Below are 4,482 nucleotides of genomic sequence, written 5' to 3' on the forward strand. Positions count from 1 at the left end.
GTTCCCGGAAGCGGAACAGGCCGCCCTGCACGCGCGGCAGGCCGGCCTGAAATGGGTCGATCAACGGATGGGCCCTGGGGTCGAGGCGCGACCCTGATCGATGCGCGAAGGCGCGTCGGCGTAAGGGGCTTCTCCTTCAAGCCTCGACTTTCGACATCGAGACTCGGAGAACACTTCCCCTCAAGCTCATGCGCGACAACACCAACTTCTCGAACGCCCAGATCAATCCATCCGTGGCAACCCTCAACCCGTCCCACACCGGTGGTAAGGTCGAGTGCCAGTCAGAGCGCCGCGGTGCGCCGCGAATGCAACTCGATGCGAGGACCTCCATGAATCCCGTCGTCATCAAACATGTTCCCGTTGCCGAACTCCCGGCGCAGTGGCGTGCTCAATTGACGCCAACTGGAAGCGGGTTGGTCACCGTGCACATTGAGGCTGAAGCCGACATATCGCAGCAGACAGACACTTCGGACACGCCCACCGACGACCCGCTGTTCGGCATGTGGCGTGATCGCGAAGACATGAAAGATGTCGAGGGCTACATCCGATCGATTCGTGCCTCGCGTTTCAACGCGGACGGCACGCCACGCAACGACTGAGGTTGCCGATGCTGATCGATTCAGATGTGCTGGTGTGGCACACGCGTGGTCATGTCGGCGCGGCCCGGCGTCTGGGCCATATTCGCCCATGGCGCATGTCGGTGGTGACGTACATCGAGCTCGCCCAGGGTTGCCGAAACAAGCGAGAGCTGCTGCAGCTGAAGAAAAGCCTGGCCGCGAGACGCACGGAAATCGTCCCGCTGACACCGGCCATCTCGCAGCGCGCGACAGAACTTGTCGAAGCGATGGCGTTGTCGCATGGTCTGCGGCTGGCTGATGCGCTCATCGCGGCGACCGCGGTCGAACATCAGGCCGTGCTGCTGACCGGCAATCGCAAGCACTTCCATGCAGTGCCTGAGATGCAGATCGAGGCGTTCGAGCCTTGATCTGCCAAAGGGCCGACCTGCGGCATGACACACGCCGCAGGCCAACCCCTCGCATCACGCCGGCGGCCGCACCGCCTGGCGAGCCAGCAGCTTCCATGCGCCGCCCTGGCGTTGCCACACCTGCAGCACGTGCAGCTTGACGTTGCCGGCCACGCCGCGGTCGTTGGTCTTGGCGACCAGCGTGTGGCGGATGATCGTGACGTCCTGCACCACCTTGACCGTCTGGTCGCTGATGTCGATGCTGACGAAATCGGAGTTACCGGCCACCAGGTCGCCGATGAAGCTCGCCTTCGTGTCGATCCTGCCACCCGAGTGGCCGTAGCTCAGCTCATCGGCCACCAGCACGCTCAGCACCGCCTGGTCGGGGTCGACCATCGCGACGCGCAGCTTCTCGGCCGCGGCCACGGCTGAATCGTTCGCGCCACCGCTGCCGGCGGGCAKCACCGAACAGGCGCACAGCGCCAGGCTGYCGGCCAGCACGCCAAGCATGGTCTTGATCTTCATCATCGTCGTCTCCTTCAGGGGGTCATGAGGCCGGATCGGATGTCGTACGTCATCGTACAACTGCGAAACGGGCCGCATTATGAGGAGACCGATGTGCCCGCTGCCATGCGGGTTAGCCCTGGGTATCGGGGATCGCGATGGATCAGTTGTATGACGAGTTATGCCGTACGCAGTGCCGCCTTCAGTTCCTCACCCAGCTCCGGCTTCTGCGCGAACGGATCGGTCGGGTTGCGCGGCGTCATGATGTCCTCGAGCCGCGTCTGCACGCTGGCGAGGCTCTTCGGGTGGCTGAAGATGTAGAAGCGGTCATTGGCAATCGCATCGAACACCATCTGCGCCACGTCGGCGGCGCTGAGCTTGCCGCTGGTCACCGCCTTGTTGCTCATCGCCTGCGCGATCAGCTGGCTCTTCGTGGGCTTCACGGCGCCGTCGCGCAGGTCGGCCGGCCGGTTGCGATGGCTCTGGTGGATGCCGGTGGGCACGAAGAACGGGCACAGCACCGAGGCGCTCACCTGGTCGGTGACGAGGCGCAGGTCCTGGTAGAGCGTCTCGCTGAGCGCAACGACCGCATGCTTGGTCACGTTGTAGACGCCCATGTTGGGTGCGCACACCATGCCGGCCATCGACGCGGTGTTGACGATGTGGCCGCGCCACGCGGGATCTTTCCCTGCAGCCTCCAGCATCATCGGCGTGAAGACCCGCACGCCGTGCGCGACGCCCATCAGGTTGACGCCGACGACCCACTCCCAGTCCTTCAGCGTGTGTTCCCAGATCAGCCCGCCGGCCCCGACGCCGGCGTTGTTGAAGACGAAGTTCGGCGCGCCGAAGCGCTCGAAGGTGGCCGCGCCCAGCGCCTCGACCTCGGCCGCCTTCGCGACATCGATCCGCTGCGCGAGCACCTGCGCGCCGAGGCTGCGGATCTCGGCCGCCGCGGCATCGAGCGCGTCCTGCTGCACGTCGGCCATCACGACGTTCATGCCCAATCGCGCGGCGATGCGCGAAGCCTCGAGCCCGAACCCCGAACCCGCGCCGGTGATGACGGCGGTGCCACCCTTGAAGTTCTTCATGTCGTCTCCGTTGAAACCTTCTTGACCTGGTAGCCGATGCGTGGGAAATGCACGTGCAGCAGCCCGCCGCGCTCGTCGCGCCGCTCGATGACGACCTCGTGCGCCGTGAGCCCGACCAGCGCGCCGGCCACCGGATCGGGCGCGTAATCGGTGGGCATCACGGTGACGGCCGTACCGGCGTCGAAGCCGAGGCCGGGCTCCACCTTCGTCGGCACGTGCCCGGTGGTGCGCGCGGCGATGTCGAGCGCGTCGGCACTCGTCATCTTCTCGACCGTGCCGTGCCCGAACGCCGCGACCCGCTCGTACCAGCCGATCAGCTTCTGGAACGGCGCGAGGATGGTCGCGACGGGCGGCGCGCGGCGCACGTACCACAGCGATTGCGCGACCGAGAAATCCGCGATGCAGGGCTGCGCGCCCATCAAGAACGGCCGGCCATCGGCCACCTGCGATTCGAGCCAACTGAAGTAGCTCTGCAGTTGCACGGCGGCATCGGCGGTGGTCACGCGGCGCATGCCGGCGGTCATCGCGGCGCGATCCGCACCGAAGGCCTTCAGGAACTCGGGTGGCGCCCCTTCGAAGATGTGGGCCACGCCGGCCGGCTGCATCGTGTACGGGATCGCCGTCCAGAACAGCGTCGAATCGGCCCACTGCGCGACGAGGTGCTGCAGTTCGCCGGCGGCATGCGGATAGAGCGCCGGCTTGGGCGCCAGCGTGTCGATCACGCGGGCCATCAGTGCGGTGTCGCACCAGATGTCGGCCCCGATCTGCAGGAACGGCGTGCGGCGGTAGCCACCGGTCAACGCAACGACGTCGGGCTTGGGCAGCATCACCGGCACCTTGACCGATTTCCACGCCAGCCCCTTGAAGCCGAGGATCAGGCGGATCTTCTCGGAGAACGGCGAGCCGTCGTAGTGATGCAGGATCAGGTCGGTCATCGTCTCACCCCTTCGGCGCCCGCGGCGCAAAGATGATCCGCCAGGTACCGCGCACATCGCGAACCTCGGCCTGGTGCAAGGCACCCTTCTCCACCAGCAGGCGATGCAGGCGAGGCAGGTGGTAGTGCGGCACGGCGGGGTACAGGTGATGCTCCAGGTGGTAGTTCACATGGTGCGGGAACAGCAGCGCCCGGCCCATCACGTTGGCGACACTGCCGCTCGTGCGGTTGCTGCGCGCCGCCGTCAGCGGCGACGACAGGTCGGTCACGCCGCCGTGCTCCATGATCGCGCGCAGCCGCAGGATCGGTTGCAGCACCGTCAGCAGCGRCAGCATCCACAGGATGGCGTATTGCAGCAGGCCGCGGCCGCCGCCGAAGGCCCAGCAGAGCAGCGGCGCCGCCACCTGAAACGCCACCACCGCCCAGCGGTCGCGCCGCGCGCTGGCACGCAGCTGCGGCGAGGTGTCGTCCAGCGGCCGGGCCGCCTTCTGCGTCACGTCATTGAGTGCCGGCGCGCCGAAGAAGTACGCGAAGGTCTTCCACGCATTCCAGCCGACCAGGTCCTGGCCCAGCTTCTTCCACAGGTACCCCACGCCACGCGGATAACCGCCGTGGATGGCCGTGTCGGGGTCTTCCGCCGTGTAGAGGTTGTTGTGGTGCAGCCGGTGGATCACGCGGTAGGTGCACATCGAGATGCCGCCGGCCATGCCGATCAGCCGGCCCACCGCATCGTTGACGCCGCGGTGGCTGAACAGCCGGTAGTGCGCCGATTCGTGCGCCAGGATGAACAGGCCGTGCTGGTGCACGCCGATCACCCCCACCGCGAGGATCGCGATCGCCCAGCCCCACGGCATGCCCCAGGTGAGCAAGGCCGCAGCCACCGCCAGCGCAATGCTGCCGAACGTGACCCCCACCGCGCCCAGCGAGCGCCAGTCGTTCAACTGCGTCAGCGACGCGATCTCGCCGGCGTTCAGGATGCGGCGTGCCGCCGC

Annotated in this window: 6 protein-coding genes; 2 read left to right on the top strand and 4 right to left on the bottom strand. The window is 66.8% G+C overall.

What is annotated here, in order from left to right:
• Positions 1-188 precede the first annotated feature (188 nt).
• The gene (locus AC1D12_RS25670) at positions 189-599 is read left to right on the top strand and encodes a hypothetical protein (RefSeq protein WP_477843746.1); all 411 of its coding nucleotides are present in this window, start codon (positions 189-191) and stop codon (positions 597-599) included.
• A gap of 8 nt (positions 600-607) precedes the next feature.
• Complete coding sequence (locus tag AC1D12_RS25675; RefSeq protein WP_477826966.1) at positions 608-985, top strand: type II toxin-antitoxin system VapC family toxin; 378 nt, start codon at positions 608-610, stop codon at positions 983-985.
• A gap of 54 nt (positions 986-1,039) precedes the next feature.
• On the opposite strand, the gene AC1D12_RS25680 is transcribed toward AC1D12_RS25675, so the two are convergent.
• The 4 genes from AC1D12_RS25680 to AC1D12_RS25695 form a co-directional block, all read right to left on the bottom strand.
• Positions 1,040-1,489: a nuclear transport factor 2 family protein gene (locus AC1D12_RS25680; RefSeq protein ID WP_477843754.1), complete on the bottom strand. Its 450-nt coding sequence runs from the start codon at positions 1,487-1,489 to the stop codon at positions 1,040-1,042.
• A gap of 158 nt (positions 1,490-1,647) precedes the next feature.
• Positions 1,648-2,556, bottom strand: coding sequence for an SDR family oxidoreductase (locus AC1D12_RS25685; RefSeq protein WP_477843748.1), 909 nt, complete (start codon positions 2,554-2,556; stop codon positions 1,648-1,650).
• Positions 2,553-3,491 carry a glutathione S-transferase family protein gene (locus tag AC1D12_RS25690; RefSeq protein ID WP_477843750.1) on the bottom strand — a complete coding sequence of 313 codons (939 nt, stop codon included), beginning with the start codon at positions 3,489-3,491 and terminating at the stop codon, positions 2,553-2,555. The genes AC1D12_RS25685 and AC1D12_RS25690 overlap by 4 nt, the downstream gene beginning before the upstream one ends.
• Positions 3,492-3,495: 4 nt before the next feature.
• Positions 3,496-4,482, bottom strand: a 987-nt coding sequence (locus tag AC1D12_RS25695; RefSeq protein WP_477843752.1) for a fatty acid desaturase family protein, incomplete at its 5' end; no start/stop codon positions are given.

The sequence above is a fragment of the Rhizobacter sp. P1_G5 genome (assembly GCF_056405435.1).